This is a genomic window from Pseudomonas sp. GOM7, assembly GCF_026723825.1.
Classification (GTDB): Bacteria; Pseudomonadota; Gammaproteobacteria; order Pseudomonadales; family Pseudomonadaceae; genus Aquipseudomonas.
This window is the reverse complement of the sequence record NZ_CP113519.1, coordinates 3,674,307-3,692,067: the sequence shown is the minus strand read 5'-3', so window position 1 is coordinate 3,692,067 and position 17,761 is coordinate 3,674,307. Positions and strand designations below refer to the sequence as shown.

Below are 17,761 nucleotides of genomic sequence, written 5' to 3'. Positions count from 1 at the left end.
GACACTTTACGGGGTGAGCGGCAGACATGGCAGTGCCTCGTGAATCGTTCAGGAGGGTTATGGCGGATGTAGCCCGGATGCAATCCGGGGAGCGGATATCGAGCCACCCCGGATTGCATCCGGGCTACAGATTCAACGCAGCGGCGCCAAGAAGGTGCTCTTGGTGCTCACATGGCTTTGCGAGTCGGCCTGGTCACGCACCTCGAAGCGGACGGTTTGTGGCCCAGCGCCATTGCTCGTGGCCGTCAGCGCGACGCTTACCGGCAAATCGCGAATCTCCCCCGGCGCCAGGTTCAACGTGCGCGGGCCGTGCAGCTCGAAGTCACCGGGCTCGACCAGTGCGATGGCATAGCTGCGTGGCTGCTGGGTCTTGTTGATGATCTTCAGGCTGTAGATGTTCTCGATCTGACCCTGGGCGTTCTCGCGGAACAGGCCACGGTCGCGGGTCACGTCCAGGGAAATCAGCGGGCGTTCGGCCAGTGCCCAGACGAAGGCGCCAATCATCACCGCCAGCATCGCCGCGTAGCCGACCAGGCGTGGGCGCAACCAGTGGGTCTTGCCGCCGGCCAGCTCGTTCTCCGAGCTGTAGCGCACCAGACCACGGGCATAGCCGAGCTTGTCCATGATGCTGTCACAGGCGTCGATGCAGGCGCCGCAGCCGATGCACTCCAGTTGCAGGCCGTCACGAATGTCGATGCCGGTGGGGCAGACCTGTACGCACATCGTGCAGTCAATGCAATCGCCCAGGCCTTCGGCCTTGTAGTCGGCGTCCTTGCGCCGTGGGCCACGGTTCTCGCCACGGGCGGCGTCGTAGGAGATTACCAGCGTATCGCTGTCGAACATCACGCTCTGAAAGCGCGAGTAGGGGCACATGTCGCGGCACACCTTCTCACGCAGCCAGCCGGCGTTTATATAGGTGGCGGCGGTGAAGAACAGCACCCAGAAGGCCGTGGTGGCGCCGACCTCGAAGGTCGCCAGGTCCAGGGTCAATTGGCGCACCGGGGTGAAGTAGCCGATGAAGCCCAGCGCGGTAACCAGGCTCACCGCCAACCACAGGCCGTGCTTGGCACAGCGCCGGGCCAGCTTGTGCACTGACCAGGGCGCGGCATCGAGCTTGATGCGCTGGCCGCGGTCGCCTTCGGTGATCTGCTCCACGCGCATGAAGATCCAGGTCCATACGCTCTGTGGGCAGGCGTAGCCGCACCAGACGCGGCCGGCCAGCACGGTGATGAAGAACAGGCCGAAGGCGGCGATGATCAGAATGGCCGACAGCAGGATGAAATCCTGCGGCCAGAAGGTGGCGCCGAAGATATGGAACTGACGGTTCTGCAGATCCCAGAGCACCGCCTGGCGACCGTTCCAGTCGATCCAGGCGGTGCCGAAGAACAGCAGGAACAGCAGGCCGGCGCCGAGCAGGCGCAGGTTGCGAAAGCGCCCGGTGAAGCTGCGGGTGTGGATCGGGCCGCCGGCCTGGGCTGGTGTCAGGCGGATGGGTTTGTTCGGGTCGATGGTCTCGACGCTGCGCACGGGGATCAGATCGGTCATGTCGTTGCCCTCATCAGGCGTTTATTCAGGCTGGCAGCATGATCCGAGTGGGGCTGTTCGCAAAACAGACTCAGGTTTTCGATAAAAAAGCGGATCAGATGCTGGCGTCGAAAGCAGGGAAAAGTGCCTGGCAGGTCACCAGCCCGCGCCATTTCTGGCGTCTGCAGCTTTGCTGGCTGACAATACAGAGGTCGCCCTGCGACATCGCGCCACGCCAATCAGTGACCTGTGCTGGTCACTACCGCACCCATCTGATCCGCTTTTTTAAGGCTTTTCTGGCGCTGTTTTCAGTGCACGCCTGGCAGGCATAGTCGACGCCCCGTGATCAGGAGGCATGCCTGCATGTACCAATACGACGATTATGACCGCGCGCTGGTGCGCGAGCGCGTGGCCCAGTTCCGCGACCAGGTACAGCGGCGCCTGGCTGACGAGCTGAGCGAGGAGGAGTTCCTGCCGCTGCGCCTGCAGAACGGCCTGTACCTGCAAAAGCATGCCTACATGCTGCGCGTGGCCATCCCCTACGGCACCCTGTCGGCCAAGCAGATGCGTGCGCTGGCGCATATCGCCCGTGAATACGACCGCGGTTACGGCCACTTCACCACGCGGCAGAACATCCAGTTCAACTGGATTGAGCTGGAGCGCGTGCCGGACATCCTCGACTGGCTGGCCGACCACGACATGCACGCCATTCAGACTTCTGGCAACTGCGTGCGCAACATCACCACCGAGGCCTTCGCCGGCGTCGCCGCAGACGAGTACCTCGACCCGCGCCCGCTGGCCGAGATTCTGCGCCAGTGGTCGACGGTCAACCCGGAATTCCTCTTCCTGCCACGCAAGTTCAAGATCGCCTTGTGCGCCGCCGAGCAGGATCGCGCAGCGGTGCAGGTGCACGATATCGGCTTGCAGGTCTATCGCGACGCTGCCGGCGAGCTGCTGCTGCGCGTCTTGGTCGGCGGCGGTCTGGGACGTACGCCGATCATCGCTCAGCAACTGCGTGAGGGCCTGTCCTGGCGCGACCTGCTGTCGTACGTCGAGGCCATCCTGCGCGTGTACAACCGCCACGGCCGGCGCGACAACAAGTACAAGGCGCGGATCAAGATCCTGGTCAAGGCCCTGGGCATCGAGGCCTTCGCCGCCGAAGTGGAGCGTGAGTGGCAGATGATCAAGGACGGCCCGGCGCAGTTGACCGAGGACGAGTATCAGCGTGTCGCCGCGTCCTTCCGTCGTCCTGCCTACGCATCGCTGGCGCAGACCGATCTGGACTTCGGCACCCATCTGGCGCGCGACGCCGGCTTTGCCCGTTGGGTCGCGCGCAATGTCATGGCGCATCAGGTACCGGGTTACGTCAGCGTGGTGCTGTCGACCAAGCCCGGTATCAGCGCGCCGCCCGGTGACGTCACCGCCGAGCAGATGCAGGCCGTGGCCGAGTGGAGCGAGCGCTACGGTTTCGGCGAGATTCGCATCGCCCACGAGCAGAACCTGGTGCTGCCCGACGTACGCAAGGCCGATCTGCATGCGCTGTGGCTGGAGGCCCAGGCGGCCGGGCTGGGCGCGGCCAACGCTGGCCTGTTGACCGATATCATCGCCTGCCCCGGTGGTGATTTCTGCTCGTTGGCCAATGCCAAGTCGATCCCCATTGCCCAGGCCATTCAGCAGCGTTTCGACGACCTCGACTACCTGCATGATCTGGGCGAGCTGAGCCTGAACATCTCCGGCTGCATGAATGCCTGCGGCCATCACCATATCGGCAACATCGGCATCCTCGGCGTCGACAAGAACGGCAGCGAGTGGTACCAACTCACCCTCGGCGGCAGCCAGGGCCAGCAGGCGGCGCTGGGCAAGGTAATCGGCCCGTCGTTCGCCGCCGAGCAGGTGCCCGAGGTGATCGAGCGCATCGTGGGTACGTACGTGGACTATCGCGAGGTGGGCGAGGGCTTTCTCGACACCTTCCAGCGCATCGGCCTGGAGCCGTTCAAGGAGCGCGTGTACAGCCGCGAGGAGGTGGCATGAACAACCTGATACGCCTGATCGACGGCCAGGCCTGCATCGTCAGCGACGACCCCTGGAAACTGCTGGGCGAAGAGAGCGGCGCGTCGCTGATCCTGCCGCTGGCCGCCTGGCGCGAACGGCAATCGGCCGAGGTGCTGGAGGGCAGGGCGATGAGCTCCGACGGCCTGCTGCTGCAGGTGGATGACGAGCCGGAAGCGCTGCAGCCGTTTCTCGCCAGCCTGCCGCTGATCGCCATCGACTTTCCCAGCTTCCGCGACGGCCGTGGCTACAGCCAGGCTTACCTGCTGCGCACCCGCCTGGGCTGGCGCGGCGAGTTGCGCGCGGTGGGTGACGTGCTGCGTGACCAGTTGGCGCACATGCGCCAGTGCGGCTTCGATGCCTTTGCCGTGCGCGCCGACAAATCGGTGGAGGATGCACTCAAGGGGTTGGCAGGCCTGAGCGTGCTCTACGGTCGCTCGGCAATCGAACCGCGCCCCTTGTTCCGGCGCGGACGGCTCAAGGAGGAGTCGTTATGACGCTGCTGCGCGGCCTGTTCTGGCTGGTGCTGCTGCAGCTCGCCGGTGTCGTGCTCAATCACTGGCTGTTGCCCATGCTGCCAGCGGCGATCATTGGTCTGTTGCTGCTGTCGGTGTGGCTGATGTGGCGCGGCAGCGTGCCCGAGCCGCTGCAGCAGGCCGCAGGGGGCTTGCTGCCATTTCTGCCGCTGCTGCTGGCCGTGCCGGCCTCGGGGATCATGACCAGCGGTGATCTGCTGCTCGCCGAACTGCCGGTGATCGCCACGGCGCTGGTGCTGTCGCTGCTGATCACCGTGCCGTTCTGCGGCTGGTTGCTGCAAACCCTGATCCGCCGCCAGGAGCGCAAGCGATGAGCGTGCTGACTCAGCATCCGCTGTTCGCCGTCGCCCTGACCCTGGCGGCCTTTTTGATCGCTGCCTGGCTCTATCGGCGCAGCGGTTGGCTGCTGTTGCAGCCGGTGCTGGTGTCCGTGGTGCTGATCGTCAGCACCTTGTTGGCTTGCGGCGTCGACTACGCCACCTACCGCGCCGGCGCCGAGCCCATCGCCTGGCTGCTGGGGCCGGCCACCATCGTCCTGGCCGTGCCGCTGCAGCACAATATCGCGCGCATTCGCCAGTTGTTCTGGCCGGTGCTGATCACCCTCTGTGCCGGTGGCGTGCTGTCGGTGGTGCTGACCCTGGCCATTGGCTGGGCACTGGGCGCCGACTGGAGCGTGGTGATGAGCCTGGCGCCCAAGTTCGTGACCATGCCGATTGCCATGCCGGTGGCCGAGCAGATCGGCGGTGTGGCCTCGCTGGCGGCGGTGATGGTGATGCTCACCGGGGTGATTGGCACGGCCATGGGGCCGCTGTTGTTGCGCTGGGCTGGGGTCGAGCATCCGGCGGCGCGTGGCCTGAGCTACGGCATCAACGCTCATGCCATCGGCACCGCCCACGCCCTGCAGGAAGGCGAAGAGTGCGGCGCCTTCGCCGCATTGGGCATGAGCCTGCTGGGCATCGCCACGGCGTTGCTCCTGCCGTTACTGCTGGCTTGAGCGGGCGGAATCCCGCCATCTGTCACGGCTGCCGCTCAGGCATCTGGCGAGTTCTCGCCAGATCTTGAGCCTGGTATGCGACAGAAAGCCGCGCAGTTACAGCTAAATCCTTTCAGCGGCACGCAATTTGCTCTAGTCGGCGACGCGATCGGAACAGGCCCGCCAAGAGGTCCGGAAACATTCCGCCGCGCCGTAGCGATACGGCTATCGCCCTGTTCGGCTTACCCGCCACAACCTGAAACCTTGCGCGCACGGCTAACTGTCGTGCGTCAACACTGGACTGTCTCATGAAAAGAACTCTGCTGGCGCTACTCTGCCTCAGCGTGATCGGTTGCTCCAAAACCCAGGAGCCCGAGAAAACCGTCGACGTCGTACTGATTGGTGCTGGCGTCATGAGCGCCACCCTCGGCACTTACCTCAACGAGCTGCAGCCCGACTGGAGCATCGACATCTATGAGCGTCTCGACCGCGTCGCCGGTGAGAGCTCCAATGCCTGGAACAACGCCGGCACCGGCCACTCGGCGTTCTGCGAGCTGAACTACACGCCGGAAACCGCCGACGGCGGTATCGACATCAGCAAGGCCATCGCCATCAACGAGTCGTTCGAGATCTCCAAGCAGTTCTGGGCCACCCAGGTCGAGCGCGACGTGCTGAGCAAGCCCAAGACCTTCATCAACAACGCCCCGCACATGAGCTTCGTCTGGGGCGACGAGAACGTCGAATACCTGCGCAAGCGCCACGCCGCCCTGCAGCACAGCAACCTGTTCCGTGGCATGGAGTTCAGCGAGGATCACGCGCAGATCGCCCAATGGGTGCCGCTGATCATGCAAGGTCGTGATCCGCAGCAGAAGGTCGCGGCAACGCGCATGGCCATCGGCACCGACGTCAACTTCGGCGAGATCACTCGCCAGTTGATCGACTCGCTGATCGGCAAGGACAAGGCCAGCCTGCACCTGGAGCACGAGGTGCGTGACCTGCAGCGCAACGCCGATGGCACCTGGCGCGTGACCGTGGCCGACCTGGCCAAGGGTGGCGTCGAGCAGAGCGTCAATGCGCGCTTCGTCTTCATTGGCGCCGGTGGTGGCGCACTCAAGCTGCTGCAGAAGTCCGGCATCGAAGAAGCCGAGGGCTACGCCGGCTTCCCGGTGGGTGGCCAGTTCCTCATGACCCGCAACCAGGACGTGGTCGCCCAGCACCTGGCCAAGGTCTACGGCAAGGCCTCGGTGGGCTCGCCGCCCATGTCCGTGCCGCACCTGGACACCCGTGTGATCGATGGCGAGACCGTGCTGCTGTTCGGCCCCTTCGCCACCTTCTCCACCAAGTTCCTCAAGAACGGCTCGCTGCTGGACATGTTCAGCGCCATGACCACCGACAACTTCCTGCCGATGGTCAACGCCGGCATGGACAACTGGTCGCTGAGCACCTACCTGATGGGCCAGTTGATGCTGAGCCAGGAAGAGCGCATGGCCTCCCTGCGCGAATACTTCCCGCAGGCGCGTGACGAGGATTGGGAACTGATCAATGCCGGCCAGCGCGTGCAGATCATCAAGAAAGACGCCGAGAAGGGTGGCGTGCTGCAGTTCGGCACCGAGGTGGTGACCTCCGCCGACGGCAGCATCAGCGCGCTGCTGGGCGCTTCGCCGGGTGCCTCCACCGCCGCACCGATCATGCTGCACCTGATCGAGAAGGCCTTCGCCGACAAGGTCGCCACCCCCGAGTGGCAGGCGCGCTTGAAGGAGATCATTCCGTCCTATGGGCAGAAGCTCAACGATGACCTGGAACTGACCAACCGCATCCGCCAGTGGAGCAGCGAGCGTCTTGGCCTGCTGCATGTCGAAGTGGCCCCGGACAAGGACATGGCCATCGAGCCTGAGCCGACGCCCGTGACCCTGTAAGGCATAAAGTGCTTTGCAAGAACCCGCCCTGCGTTATGCGCATGGCGGGTTTTTTGGGCGCCGCATCCGGGCCAGGACGGGGGATCGCCCCAGGCATTCACTCGGTCAGGGTCATCAGAATATCGGCGTACCAGGTGCAGTTCAGGCCCAGGGCTTCGTCTTGTTCCTCGTCACGATTGCCCAGCAGGCGGGTGGAGTGGATACCCAGCAGATGCCAGGGCAGTTCGCCATCGACGCTGGCGCGCTTGACCACCGGGGCGCCGCTGAGGCCACGATGGGTGCGGCCATCGGTGAGGAAGTAGCCAAGGCCATGAAAGCGCAGGCCGAACGATGAGGCCAACCCGGCGTGGCGCGCCACCGGCATGCGGTGCAGAGTGTCCTGGAAACCCAGGGGGAAGCCCACCACCAGCAGCGTCGAGCCAATCTCCACGGACTCATCGGCCTGCAACAGATGCTGCGGGGTGAAGGCCTGGTACAGGCTGCCCGGCGGCAGGGCGGGTTGCTGCAGCTCAATCACCGCCACATCGATCTCCCCGGCGCTATCGATGGCCTGGCGCCATTGGCGCTGATCGCCGTTGTACAGGGGGATGCCGAAATCGGCGGTGCTGGCCAGGTTGTCGGCATCGGTATGCAACTCGATGCACAGGCTGTCCGGGTGGTGGCCGCTAGGCTCATCGAGCACGACATGGCGACTGGTCACCAGGTACAGGCGGCCATCGCGCTGGAAGAAGAAGCCACTGGCGTTGGTCAGGACCTGCCCACCCGCCAGGGTGGTGATACGCGCCGCGCTGAGCATCAGTGAGTCGATCATGGGCAATGGCCTCCTGCCGGGAGTGGCTTAATGGCTGACCGCCAAACATGGCAGGGGTTCGTTCCGTAGGGTGCGCTGCGCGCACCTTGGCCAGTAGTTCGGTAAGGTGCGCCGTGCGCACCGGGGCTACGGTGATTTGAAGGTGCGCACAGCACACCCTACACACATTACGGTGGTGTCGGCTCGTCCTCGTTGCGATCCAGCGCCACCTGGCGGATCGACAGGCGAATCTCCGCCGGCAACACGCGTTTGGCGGCGCCTTCGGCCAGTTCGCTGAGCAGCGGATGATGGCTGAGCTTGCCGGCTTCGTCCTGACGCAGCACGCCCTGATCCAGCAGGCTCTGGATGAAGTGGCGGAACAGGCTCTTGTCGAAGAACTCCGGCGCGTTCAGGCCATGCAGAATGGACAGGCGCTGAGCCATGACCGTACACAGGTCTTCCAGCTCTTCGGCGCTGATCGCGTTCTGCCCGGCGTTGAGCAGCAGGGCGATGGCCATGTAGAAGCGCTGCAGGGTCTGCGCCACCGAACGCGACAGCAGGGTCAGCAGCACGAACTGGCGCGAGCTGGGCGCCGGGCGCACGTACACGTCGCCCTCGACCTTGAGCAGACCCTGTTCGACGAAGGCCGCCAGCCACTGGTCGATCACGCCTTCCAGCTCGCTCTGCTCCCAACGGATGAACAACTCGGACTGCAGATAGGGGTACAACGCGCCGGCGTAGCGCAGGATCTGTTCGCGGCTGATCCGTGCGCTGCTCTGGAAGAAACTGGCCAGCAGCGCCGGCAGGGCGAAGATATGCAGCACGTTGTTGCGGTAGTAGGTCATCAGGACGGCATTCTGCTCGTCCAGATAGAGAATCTTGCCCAGCGCGTCCTTCTGCTCGGCCAGCAGGTCCATGTCCTTGACGTGCTCGATCAGCGCCGCGCCGTCATCCTCAGGCAGGGTGGTGTGCGGCGAGTAGGGCACGGCACGCAGCAGCGCCAGGTACAGGTCGAGCACACGGGCCAGGGCGCGGTCGTCCAGGGCCAGCTTGCTGGTGGACAGCAGGGCCAAGGCCACCAGGTTGACCGGGTTGATCGACGCCGCTTCGTTGAGGTGACGCGCCACGCGCTCACCCAGACGGTTGGTGGTGTCGTTGAGCCAGGCTGGGCGATACTGCGGGCCCAGCTCCTGCTGGCGCCAACCGGGCTGCTGCTGGTCGAGGAACTCGGCCAGCTTGATCGGCTCGCCGAAGTTCACCGAGACCTGGCCGAAGCGCTGCTTGAGCGCGCCGAGCACCTTGAACAGGTCGAAGATCGACTCCTTCTTCTTGCTCGCGCCGCGCAGCTCGCCCAGGTAGGTACGGCCTTCCAGCACGCGCTCGTAGCCGATGTACACCGGCACGAAGACGATGGGCAGGCGGTGGCTGCGCAGGAAGCTGCGCAGGGTGATGGCCAGCATGCCGGTCTTCGGCTGCAGCATGCGCCCGGTGCGCGAGCGGCCACCCTCGACGAAGTACTCCACCGGGAAGCCCTTGCTGAACAGGGTGTGCAGGTATTCGTTGAACACCGCCGTATACAGCGGGTTGCCCTTGAAGGTGCGGCGCATGAAGAAGGCACCGCCACGGCGCAGCAGGCCACCGATCACCGGCATGTTGAGGTTGATGCCGGCGGCGATGTGCGGTGGCGTCAGGCCGTTGCGGAACAGCAGGTAGGACAGCAGCAGGTAGTCGATGTGGCTGCGATGGCAGGGCACGTAGATCACTTCGTGGCCCTGGGCGATGTCACGCACGCCTTCGACGTTGTGCACCTTGATGCCGTCGTAGATCTTGTTCCAGAACCAGGAAAGCACCAGTTCAAGGAAGCGGATTACCGTGTAGGTGTAGTCCGAGGCGATCTCGTTGCCATAGCGCAGTGCCTGGGCTTCGGCCTTCTCCAGGCTGATCTTCTCGCGTTCGGCTTCCTCGGCAATCGCCTGGCGCACCATCGGGTCGTGCACCAGGCCTTTGACTAGGTTGCGCCGGTGCGACACGTCCGGGCCGATTACCGCGGCCTTCTGGTTGCGAAAGTGCACGCGCAGGATGCGGTGCACCATGCGCAGGGTGCGCTCGTGGCCCTTGTCCTGCTCGACCAGTTCACGCAGGTGGATGGGGCTGGAGAACTGCACGCGGGTCTTGCGCCCGAGAATCAGAATGCTCACCAGGCGGCGCAGGCGCCCGGTGACGGCCCAGCTATCGGCGAACAGCAGCTTCCAGGCGCTGGTTTCGCGATCCGGCGACTGCCCCCAGAACACACTGACCGGCACGATCTGCGCGTCATCCACGTCATGTCGGGCGAGGGCGGCGACCACCCGTGCCAGGGTCGGCGAGATGCCGCGCTTGTCCTGGCGGCCGAACCAGTCCGGCTCCGGGGTCAGGTAGAAGAAGGCCGCCGGCTCGATGTGTTCCCCCACCGCCAGCGGCAGCACCGGGCGTGGCAGGCCAGCCTTGGTGCATTCGCGATCGAGCACCGCCAGGTCGCTCACCGAGGGCTGCTGCAGCACGTAGAACACCGGCTTGCTGCGGTCGAGCTTGAGGGTGAAGGCGGACTGGTTGATGGTTTCCGAGCGTACCCAGAGGTACAGCAGGCGGCGCAACGCGCTGAAGGCCATGCGGCGGAAGGGGGAACGGGTCATACGGGCTCTTGAACGATTAAACGAGCGCATGCTCGGGAAGGGCGCTAGTGTGCCGCAAGCCACGGCAGACGGGCAAAAAATCGTCGGGAACGATTTTGGCAAGTCACCAAAAATGCTCGCGTCCGTGCGTTCAGCCTGGCCAGCATACACAAGACAGATGACGGAAAAACGCGCGATGGCTCAGCACCCATTGATCAACAGAACGGCAAACTAGGTGTTGGGTTCCCGAACCGAATGCCGAATCAGGCCGACCCGATGCAACGAATCGCCGCCTGACCGGGTGATTGCCCCTGCCTGTCCGTAGCCTGGATGTAATCCGGGGAAGGCGGCGGCCTTACGCCAGTTTCATCACCACCACCCCAACGATGATCACCGCGCAGGCCAGCAGGCGAATGGGGCGTAGGGTTTCCTTGAGCAGCACCACCCCCAGCAGCACGGCGAACAGTACGCTGGTTTCGCGCAAGGCGGAGACCAGTGCCACCGGCGCCTGGGTCATGGCCCAGATGACGATGCTGTAGGCCGTCATCGACATCGCCCCACCGGCCAACCCGCCGCGCCAGTGTGGTCCCAGTTGCAGAAAGGCACGCGGCCCGCGGCTGATGGCCAACACCAGCGCCATTACCACGCCGTTGACGGCGAACAGCCACAGCGAATAGCTCAGCGCATCGCCATTGGCGCGGGCGCCCATGGCGTCGCTCAGGGTGTAACCGGCGATGAACAGTGCCGTCATCAGGGTGCAGAACAGCATCGCCGCTTGTGGCGCCTTGTGTTGCCCGCCGCGCAACGCCATCAGCCAGATGCCCATCACCAGTATCAGCAAACCGCACAGTTGCCAGGGGCTGAGGTCGTCATGCAGCAACAGCAGCGAGAGCAGGGCGACCATCAAGGGCGAGCTGCCGCGTGCGATAGGGTAGACCTGGCCGAGGTCGCCATACTGGTAGGCGCGGGCAAGAAAGACGTTGTAGCCGATGTGCAGCAGCGCCGAAAGCCCGATCCAGAACCAGGCCGAGCCCTGTGGCACTGCTACCCATGGCAGGGCGCAGAGTGCCACCAGGCCGGCACCGATCTGGATCAGGGTAGCCGTGAGGAAACGATCCAGGCCGATCTTGAGCAGGGCGTTCCAGCCGGCATGCAGGGCGGCTGCGGCGATGACGGCGAGAAATACCGGAGTGTCCAAGGTTGGCCTCTATGACGATGCGGGCGAGCGCGCCAGGCTACTGTCTTTTGCGGCAGCGCGCACGAAACCCAGGCCAGAGCCTTGATCCCTTGGCAGATTCGCTGCATTGGGTCAGGCTGGTGGCCAAGCAACGGCTATGCTTAGTCGAGCTCTTCGCCCTCCTCAAGGCTCCAGGCTGACCATGTGAAGCACAGGATCATCACCACAGCGTTGCTCTACCTAGCTCTCGGCTCCGCTTTCGCTGCCGAGCCCTATCGGGTCGTCATGGATGAGTGGGCACCCTACAACTATCAGGAGAACGGCCGGCTCACCGGTATTTCCACGGATATCGTGCGTGCCATCATGGCGCTGACCGGGGATGATTTCGAGATTCAGCTAATGCCCTCCATGCGTGCCACGCTCACCCTGCGTAACCGGCCACGCACCATTATGTATTCCCTGTTCCGCACGCCCGAGCGCGAGGAACTCTACAAATGGGTGGGCCCCATCGTGGAGGAGTCCATCTACCCTTACCAACTGGCCGCTACCGCGCAGCCGATCAACTCCCTGGAGCAATTGATGCATGCCCCGCGAATCAGCACCCGGCACGCCGGCTTGGTGCCTGCACTGCTGCAGGAGCTGGGGTTTCGCAATCTGGACAAGAGCGCCACGAGCAGCATGCAGCTCTATCTCATGTTGCTGGCCGGACGCACCGATATCATCATCGGCGACACCCCTGCCGGGGTGGCTTACTACAGCCGAGAGCTGGGCATCGCGCCCGGTACGCTGCGGCGCATCCCCCTCGAACTGTTTCGCGCCCCCCTGTACATCGCCTTCAGCCACGACAGCGACGACGCCCTGGTCGCTGCCTGGGCCGACGCGCTGAACCAACTGCGCCGCTCGGGCGAGCTGGAGCGCATCGTGCAGCGCTATCTGCCGGCGCAGGGTAGCGATCATGCAGCGCCCTAGTGTTTCAAGTGTCTGCCTTGGCTGGCGAAGCTTGGCGTAGCTGATCCAGGCGCGCGCGGGTCGTCGCGTCCGCACCTGGCCCGGGCAGCAGCCCGAGATCCTTCAGGCCGACCGGCCGGTCGTCGACATCACGCAGTTGCACGGGAGCGAGTGGTGCCCCCGTGCGGCGATTGACGAGAAGCACCGGCGATCCTTCGGGCAGCGGGTTCCACTCATCGCCCCACTGCAGCATGGCAATGATGATGACGTGCAGGGCCCGGCCCTTGTCGGTCAAGGCGTATTCGGTGCCGGCACCGACGGCGTTCTTCACGACGATGCCGTACTCCTGCAGCGACTTGAGGCGCTTGGACAGGATGCCTTTGGAGATATCCAGGTTGCGCTGGAAGTCATCGAACTTGTTCGTCCCCCAGAACAGCTCGCGCACGATCATCAGATTCCACCAGTCGCCCAGCACGTCCACCGAGCGGGCGATAGAGCAATTGCGATCCTCGAAGGTGACTCGTTCCACTGTGAAGGTCTCCGGGTATGCAGGCCTTTTCAGTGCCTGGCGAGAAAGCGGTTGACAGGTTCCATGATAGCACCTAATGTCTGGCTTGCATGGTTCTTTTATAGAACCTTTAAATCCAGTCCGACCGAGGTTCCGCTCATGATCAAGCATTTTCTGGCCGTAACGGCCTTCATCGTTGTAACGACGGCCCATGCCGCCCCTTTGCAAACCTGCCTCACCAATGAGCTGGAGCCCGGCTCGATCACGGCACAGATTGCGCTCGCTGCAGGCAACTGCTACCTGGCCCAGGCCAGTGACAATACGCAGCGCATCGTGGCCCTGGAGTATGCCCATAGCTGGTTTCTGCACGCTCAGGCACTCGGCGCCAGCCAGGCCAGCGAAGGCTTGGAAAGGGTCGAGCGGGGGCTGGCGCAAGTCGCTCAGGAGAATCGCTACGCAGTGCGGCCCTGAGCGTCGGGCCGGATGAGAGCAGGGCGCCGTAAGGCGCCCGGAATGGAGTGGCTATCTGGCCGTTTGGGCACAGTGCGGAATGCAGCAGGGATGGCCCAGGGCGGCTCGTTCAGATCCAACGGTCATTTTCCGCCGTAAGTTCGCCGCCTTCGTTGCCCGTATTCAGAACCCCACGGGGTTCGATGAGCATCATCTTCACTTCCTCGGCCGCATAAGGTTTGTGCTCGACTCCCTTGGGCACCACGTAGAGTTCGCCAGCCTGCAGAACGACATGGCCGTCGCGAAAATCGATACGTAGTTGTCCTTCGAGCACCAGAAAGGCTTCGTCGGTGTCGGCATGGGAATGCCAGACGAAGTCGCCTTCGACGCGCACCACCTTGAACTGGTAGTCGTTCATTTCCGCTACCACCCGAGGCGACCAGTGTTCGCGGATGAGTGAGAGCTTCTGCTGAAGGTTGATCGCGCCAGTAGCACGGTTATCGACGGGGTGAGACATCGGGGGATCCTCGTTGTGGTTTTCTTCAGACTAACGAGGTGCGATGGCGGCGTCTTGTACGATCCTACCGCTTCAGCATGGCTAGCCAGCGTGCCGGAGGTAGGCCGAAGCTGCGCATGAAGTGGCGCGTCATATGGCTCTGGTCGAAGAAGCCGGCAATCAGGGCGGCATCGGCCAGGCTCACTCCAGAGCGCATGAGCGTTCGGCAGTGGTCGAGGCGACGCAGGGTCACATAGCGATAGGGACTGGTCCCGAACAGCGCACGAAAGTCTCGCGACAGGCTCCAGCGCTCCTGGCCACAGGCATGCTCCAGATCATCCAGCGAAATGGTGCTGTCGAGGTGCGCGTGGATGTAGTCGCGAGCACGGCTGGCGGCGTGGTAGTCCGGCGTCCGGCGTCCACGCCGCCAGTTGGCCACGGCCTGCAGCGCCTGGGCCAGGTCGTAGATGGCGTCGTCTTCTTCCAGTGGGTCGAGCCTGTGCTCCATCGCTTGCATGAAGGCTTCCGTGGCCTGGCGCAGGCGTATGTCATCGCTGATGCCGCCCTCGACGAAAGGCAATGGTTTGCCGCCGAGCACCTGCTGAATCAATGCCGGATCGATGTACAGCATGCGATAGCGAAAGCCTGCGTCGGTGCCGGCCATGCCGTCATGCAATTCATCGGGGTGCAGCACCAGTGTGCTGCCGGGCAGGCTGTGGCGCATCGAGCGGCAGTAGCGAAAGCTCTGCACGCCGGAGAGGGTGCGGCCTATGGCGTAGGTGTCATGTCGGTGCGGATCGTAGCCGTGGCCGCTGAAGTAGGCCTCGATACGCTCTATCCTGCCTGGCAGGTTGCTGTGCCGCACCCAGTCACTGGCGTTGCTGCGCCGGCTCACGCAAACACGCTTTGCAGGTCGTGCTGGCGCACTCGCAAGCCGTTTGCCCTCACTGGCGCAAATCCACCGCCGGTGTGCCCTGGCCGTCGAAGAGTTGCGTCGGGGTGCTCGGCAGGATGCTCGGGCTGCCTTGCCCGCCGCCATTGCCGAGAATGCGGATGTCGCCGTATTTCTTGCCGGAAAGCGCCGCCAGGCCGGCGCCGTCGCGCACCACGGTGGGCCGCAGGAAGACCATCAGGTTGCGTTTGATGTGCGAGTCGCGGGTAGAGCGGAACAGCCCACCGATCAGGGGAATGTCACCCAGCAGAGGCACCTTGGACACAGCCTGGGTGACGTCGTCCTGGATCAGCCCGCCGAGCACGATCACCTGGCCATCGTCGGCGAGGATGGTGCTCTTGATCGAGCGCTTGTTGGTCACCAGATCCACCGCCTGGGCGTTGAGCCCGGTGCTGGGGGCGATGGAGGAGATTTCCTGCTCGATTTCCAGGCGCAGGGTGGCGCCTTCGTTGATGTGCGGGGTGACCTTGAGGGTGACGCCGATATCCTTGCGCTCGATGGTGGTGAAGGGGTTGCTGGAGCCGGCGGCATCGGTGGTGTAGGAGCCGGTCTGGAAGGGCACGTTCTGCCCCACGAGGATTTCCGCCTTCTGGTTGTCCAGGGTCAGCAGGCTCGGCGTGGACAGCAGGTTGCTCTTGCTGTTGGCCGACAGCGCGGTGATCAGCGCGCCGAAGCGGTCGCTGCCGACGCCGATGATGGCGCCATCGGGCAGGCTGGTGTTGTCGGGGATTTCGCCGCTCTGCAGGATTTGCAGCACGGTGCCGACCGACAGCCCGGTGCCGCCGAAGTTGACGCCGCCGAGGCTGCCACGGCCGCCGCTGCCGCTGCGACCATCCACCGCCCACTGCACGCCGAGGGCGTCGGTGATGTCGCCGGAAATCTCGACGATGGCCGCCTCGACCATCACCTGGGCGCGGGGTACGTCGAGCTGGCGCACGATGTCTTCGAGGGTGGCCACCATGTCCGGTTCGGCCAGCAGCACCAGGGCGTTGAGGCTCTCGTCGGCGCGGATGAGGATATTCGCCGGTTTGCTGGTGGCATCGCTGCCTTGTTGGTTCTTCAGGCCTTCGGAGATTTCCCCGAGGGTTTCGGCCAGGGATTTGGCGTCGTTGTGGCGCAGGCGGATGACTCGGGTATTGGCCGAGCGGCTGCTGGGGCCGTCCAGCGAGCGGGCCAGGTCGGCCAGCTTGGCGCGGGCTTCCGGTGGGCCGAGCAGGATCAGGCGATTGGTGCGGGCGTCGGCCACCACCTGGGTGGCGCTGGTGCCCTTGGCCTGACCGCGGGCGATGCTGTTGTTGAGCACCTCGGCGGCGTCCATCACCCAGGCGTTCTGCAGGGTGACCACGGTGAAGTCCTGGGCGCCGCTGTGGTCGAGCTGGCGCACCAGCTCTTCGATGCGCGCAATGTTGGCGCTGCGGTCGCTGATGATCAGGGCGTTGGCCGAGGTGACGGCGGCCAGGTGGCCGTACTGCGGCACCAGCGGGCGAATCAGCGGTATGAGTTCGGCCACCGGCGTCTGCTGCGCCTGGATCAGGCGGGTCTCCAGGCGATCCGGGGCGGGGCGGCTGCTGTCGGCTTCGGCCTTGGCCTCGGCATTGGGCACGATGCGCGCCTGGTCGCCCTGGGTCATCACGCTGAAGCCATGGGTGGCCATCACCGAGAGGAAGAGCTGGTAGACCTCGGACAGCCCCAGCGGCGTGCTGGATACCACGGTGACCTGGCCCTTGACCCGGGGGTCGACGACGAAGGTCTGCCCGGTGATGGCGGCGATCTGGTCGATGAACTCGCGGATGTCCGCGCCCTTGAGGTTGATGGTCCAGCTTTCTTGCTGCTGGTTGCCACCGGCGGCCGGGGTTATTTCGGCGTACAGCGGCAGAGGGGCGCTGGCGAGACTGGCCAGGAGCAGGGCGAAGGTCAATCGGCTACGGAGGGCATGCATCGGTTCAGTCGCTTTCCTGGGGCTGATCGGTGGGGTTTTCCGGCTCGACGGCACCGGCTTCCATTTGTTCACGCAACGCCTGCATGCGCTGGCGCAGTTCTTCGCTGTTGTCCTGCTGCAGTTGCTCGAGCTGGTCGAGGGTGCTGTCGGTGGTCGCGTCGGGCATGGCCGGAACACTGTACGAGCTGCTGCTGGGACGAGGGAAACCTAGGCTTTCGCGGCGGCCGTTGCGCAGCAGCTCAACATGGTCGGCGTAGACCGCGTCGAGGCGTACGCCGTTGTCCACTTCGCTGCCCAGGCGATAAAGCTGCGCCGGCTGGCCCTGGCGCTGGATCAGCGCGCTGGAGCGTTGCGGGTCGCTGTGCACGAAGCTGCCGAGCAGGGTCAGTTGCAGGTTGGTGGCTGGCGGCGGGCCACTCTCGGGCCGTTGCGCCGTGCCGAAGAGCTGGGCGATGGGGGCGCTGGTGGTCGGTGTCGGGGCGCTGTTGCTGGCGCTGCTGGCAGTGGGCAACGGGCCACGCACCAGGCGCAGCAGGTCGGCGCTCTGCCAGGCGAGGGCGAGACTCATGATGATCAGCAGCGAGGCGCCAATCAGGGTTGGGGCTCTGTCCTTCAAGCGCAGGTGAACGGGCAAATGCATCACTCCGGAAACGGCGTTCTAGTTCTTCTTGGAGACGGCGCGGGCCGATCATAGCAGCCTGAACCCGCTTGGTATCCCCTGAATTAGATGGGTGAATGGCTCTCGGCAATGTGTTAAAGATGGCTGCATCATTACCACAAGAAACCCTGGCCAGCACATGTGCGGCGCGTTGAACCCTTCGATGCTGCCGGACTTGGGTGACAACTCTGTGT

Annotated in this window: 17 protein-coding genes; 8 read left to right on the top strand and 9 right to left on the bottom strand. The window is 64.4% G+C overall.

Annotated features, from left to right (window positions below; translation table 11 throughout):
* Positions 1 to 132 precede the first annotated feature (132 nt).
* Complete coding sequence (ccoG, locus tag OU800_RS16200) at positions 133 to 1,545, bottom strand: cytochrome c oxidase accessory protein CcoG (protein WP_268178347.1); 1,413 nt, start codon at positions 1,543 to 1,545, stop codon at positions 133 to 135.
* Between the two features lie 38 nt (positions 1,546 to 1,583).
* On the opposite strand from ccoG, the gene OU800_RS16195 reads away from it, so the two are divergent.
* From OU800_RS16195 to OU800_RS16170, 6 genes are all read left to right on the top strand, one after another.
* Entirely contained in the window at positions 1,584 to 1,856 is a 273-nt protein-coding gene (locus OU800_RS16195; protein ID WP_268178346.1) for a hypothetical protein, read from the top strand.
* Between the two features lie 31 nt (positions 1,857 to 1,887).
* Entirely contained in the window at positions 1,888 to 3,555 is a 1,668-nt protein-coding gene (locus tag OU800_RS16190) for a nitrite/sulfite reductase (protein ID WP_268178345.1), read from the top strand.
* A complete protein-coding gene (locus OU800_RS16185; RefSeq protein WP_268178344.1) occupies positions 3,552 to 4,070 on the top strand; it encodes a DUF934 domain-containing protein in 519 nt (172 codons plus the stop codon). Before OU800_RS16190 ends, OU800_RS16185 begins: the two co-directional genes overlap by 4 nt.
* Entirely contained in the window at positions 4,067 to 4,423 is a 357-nt protein-coding gene (locus OU800_RS16180) for a CidA/LrgA family protein (RefSeq protein ID WP_268178343.1), read from the top strand. The genes OU800_RS16185 and OU800_RS16180 overlap by 4 nt, the downstream gene beginning before the upstream one ends.
* Positions 4,420 to 5,103: an LrgB family protein gene (locus OU800_RS16175; RefSeq protein ID WP_268178342.1), complete on the top strand. Its 684-nt coding sequence runs from the start codon at positions 4,420 to 4,422 to the stop codon at positions 5,101 to 5,103. The genes OU800_RS16180 and OU800_RS16175 overlap by 4 nt, the downstream gene beginning before the upstream one ends.
* A 287-nt stretch (positions 5,104 to 5,390) precedes the next feature.
* On the top strand, positions 5,391 to 6,998 hold the full coding sequence (locus OU800_RS16170; RefSeq protein ID WP_268178341.1) for a malate:quinone oxidoreductase: 1,608 nt from the start codon (positions 5,391 to 5,393) through the stop codon (positions 6,996 to 6,998).
* Positions 6,999 to 7,095: 97 nt separating this feature from the next.
* On the opposite strand, the gene OU800_RS16165 is transcribed toward OU800_RS16170, so the two are convergent.
* The 3 genes from OU800_RS16165 to OU800_RS16155 form a co-directional block, all read right to left on the bottom strand.
* Entirely contained in the window at positions 7,096 to 7,809 is a 714-nt protein-coding gene (locus OU800_RS16165; protein ID WP_268178340.1) for a S1 family peptidase, read from the bottom strand.
* 167 nt (positions 7,810 to 7,976) lie between these two features.
* On the bottom strand, positions 7,977 to 10,460 hold the full coding sequence (plsB, locus tag OU800_RS16160) for a glycerol-3-phosphate 1-O-acyltransferase PlsB (RefSeq protein WP_268178339.1): 2,484 nt from the start codon (positions 10,458 to 10,460) through the stop codon (positions 7,977 to 7,979).
* Between the two features lie 334 nt (positions 10,461 to 10,794).
* Entirely contained in the window at positions 10,795 to 11,637 is an 843-nt protein-coding gene (locus OU800_RS16155; protein WP_268178338.1) for an EamA family transporter, read from the bottom strand.
* Between the two features lie 264 nt (positions 11,638 to 11,901).
* Here OU800_RS16155 and OU800_RS16150 point away from each other — a divergent pair, with 264 nt between their 5' ends.
* A complete protein-coding gene (locus OU800_RS16150; protein WP_442964785.1) occupies positions 11,902 to 12,585 on the top strand; it encodes a substrate-binding periplasmic protein in 684 nt (227 codons plus the stop codon).
* Positions 12,586 to 12,589: 4 nt separating this feature from the next.
* Here the strand turns inward: OU800_RS16150 and OU800_RS16145 are convergent, their stop codons facing one another.
* A complete protein-coding gene (locus OU800_RS16145) occupies positions 12,590 to 13,093 on the bottom strand; it encodes a winged helix-turn-helix transcriptional regulator (RefSeq protein ID WP_268178336.1) in 504 nt (167 codons plus the stop codon).
* Positions 13,094 to 13,231: 138 nt separating this feature from the next.
* Between OU800_RS16145 and OU800_RS16140 the strand changes: the two genes are divergently transcribed.
* A complete protein-coding gene (locus tag OU800_RS16140; RefSeq protein WP_268178335.1) occupies positions 13,232 to 13,543 on the top strand; it encodes a hypothetical protein in 312 nt (103 codons plus the stop codon).
* Between the two features lie 109 nt (positions 13,544 to 13,652).
* Here the strand turns inward: OU800_RS16140 and OU800_RS16135 are convergent, their stop codons facing one another.
* From OU800_RS16135 to OU800_RS16120, 4 genes are all read right to left on the bottom strand, one after another.
* Positions 13,653 to 14,039 (bottom strand): cupin domain-containing protein, encoded by a 387-nt coding sequence (locus tag OU800_RS16135; RefSeq protein ID WP_268178334.1) that lies wholly within the window; start codon positions 14,037 to 14,039, stop codon positions 13,653 to 13,655.
* A 64-nt stretch (positions 14,040 to 14,103) separates the two neighbouring features.
* A complete protein-coding gene (locus OU800_RS16130; RefSeq protein WP_268178333.1) occupies positions 14,104 to 14,913 on the bottom strand; it encodes an AraC family transcriptional regulator in 810 nt (269 codons plus the stop codon).
* 49 nt (positions 14,914 to 14,962) lie between these two features.
* Positions 14,963 to 16,909 carry a type II secretion system secretin GspD gene (gene gspD, locus OU800_RS16125; protein WP_268178332.1) on the bottom strand — a complete coding sequence of 649 codons (1,947 nt, stop codon included), beginning with the start codon at positions 16,907 to 16,909 and terminating at the stop codon, positions 14,963 to 14,965.
* A gap of 4 nt (positions 16,910 to 16,913) precedes the next feature.
* Positions 16,914 to 17,543, bottom strand: a complete 630-nt coding sequence (locus OU800_RS16120) for a type II secretion system protein N (protein WP_442964708.1) — start codon at positions 17,541 to 17,543, stop codon at positions 16,914 to 16,916.
* Positions 17,544 to 17,761 lie beyond the last annotated feature (218 nt).

Bases quoted from the DNA above. Each gene is read 5' to 3' on its own strand.
- OU800_RS16135 (WP_268178334.1), bottom strand. From the start codon at position 14,039: ATGTCTCACCCCGTCGATAACCGTGCTACTGGCGCGATCAACCTTCAG.
- OU800_RS16195 (WP_268178346.1), top strand. From the start codon at position 1,584: ATGATCCGAGTGGGGCTGTTCGCAAAACAGACTCAGGTTTTCGATAAA.
- OU800_RS16190 (WP_268178345.1), top strand. From the start codon at position 1,888: ATGTACCAATACGACGATTATGACCGCGCGCTGGTGCGCGAGCGCGTG.
- plsB (WP_268178339.1), bottom strand. From the start codon at position 10,460: ATGACCCGTTCCCCCTTCCGCCGCATGGCCTTCAGCGCGTTGCGCCGC.
- OU800_RS16175 (WP_268178342.1), top strand. From the start codon at position 4,420: ATGAGCGTGCTGACTCAGCATCCGCTGTTCGCCGTCGCCCTGACCCTG.
- ccoG (WP_268178347.1), bottom strand. From the start codon at position 1,545: ATGACCGATCTGATCCCCGTGCGCAGCGTCGAGACCATCGACCCGAAC.
- OU800_RS16185 (WP_268178344.1), top strand. From the start codon at position 3,552: ATGAACAACCTGATACGCCTGATCGACGGCCAGGCCTGCATCGTCAGC.
- OU800_RS16165 (WP_268178340.1), bottom strand. From the start codon at position 7,809: ATGATCGACTCACTGATGCTCAGCGCGGCGCGTATCACCACCCTGGCG.
- OU800_RS16180 (WP_268178343.1), top strand. From the start codon at position 4,067: ATGACGCTGCTGCGCGGCCTGTTCTGGCTGGTGCTGCTGCAGCTCGCC.
- OU800_RS16150 (WP_442964785.1), top strand. From the start codon at position 11,902: ATGGATGAGTGGGCACCCTACAACTATCAGGAGAACGGCCGGCTCACC.
- OU800_RS16140 (WP_268178335.1), top strand. From the start codon at position 13,232: ATGATCAAGCATTTTCTGGCCGTAACGGCCTTCATCGTTGTAACGACG.
- gspD (WP_268178332.1), bottom strand. From the start codon at position 16,909: ATGCATGCCCTCCGTAGCCGATTGACCTTCGCCCTGCTCCTGGCCAGT.
- OU800_RS16170 (WP_268178341.1), top strand. From the start codon at position 5,391: ATGAAAAGAACTCTGCTGGCGCTACTCTGCCTCAGCGTGATCGGTTGC.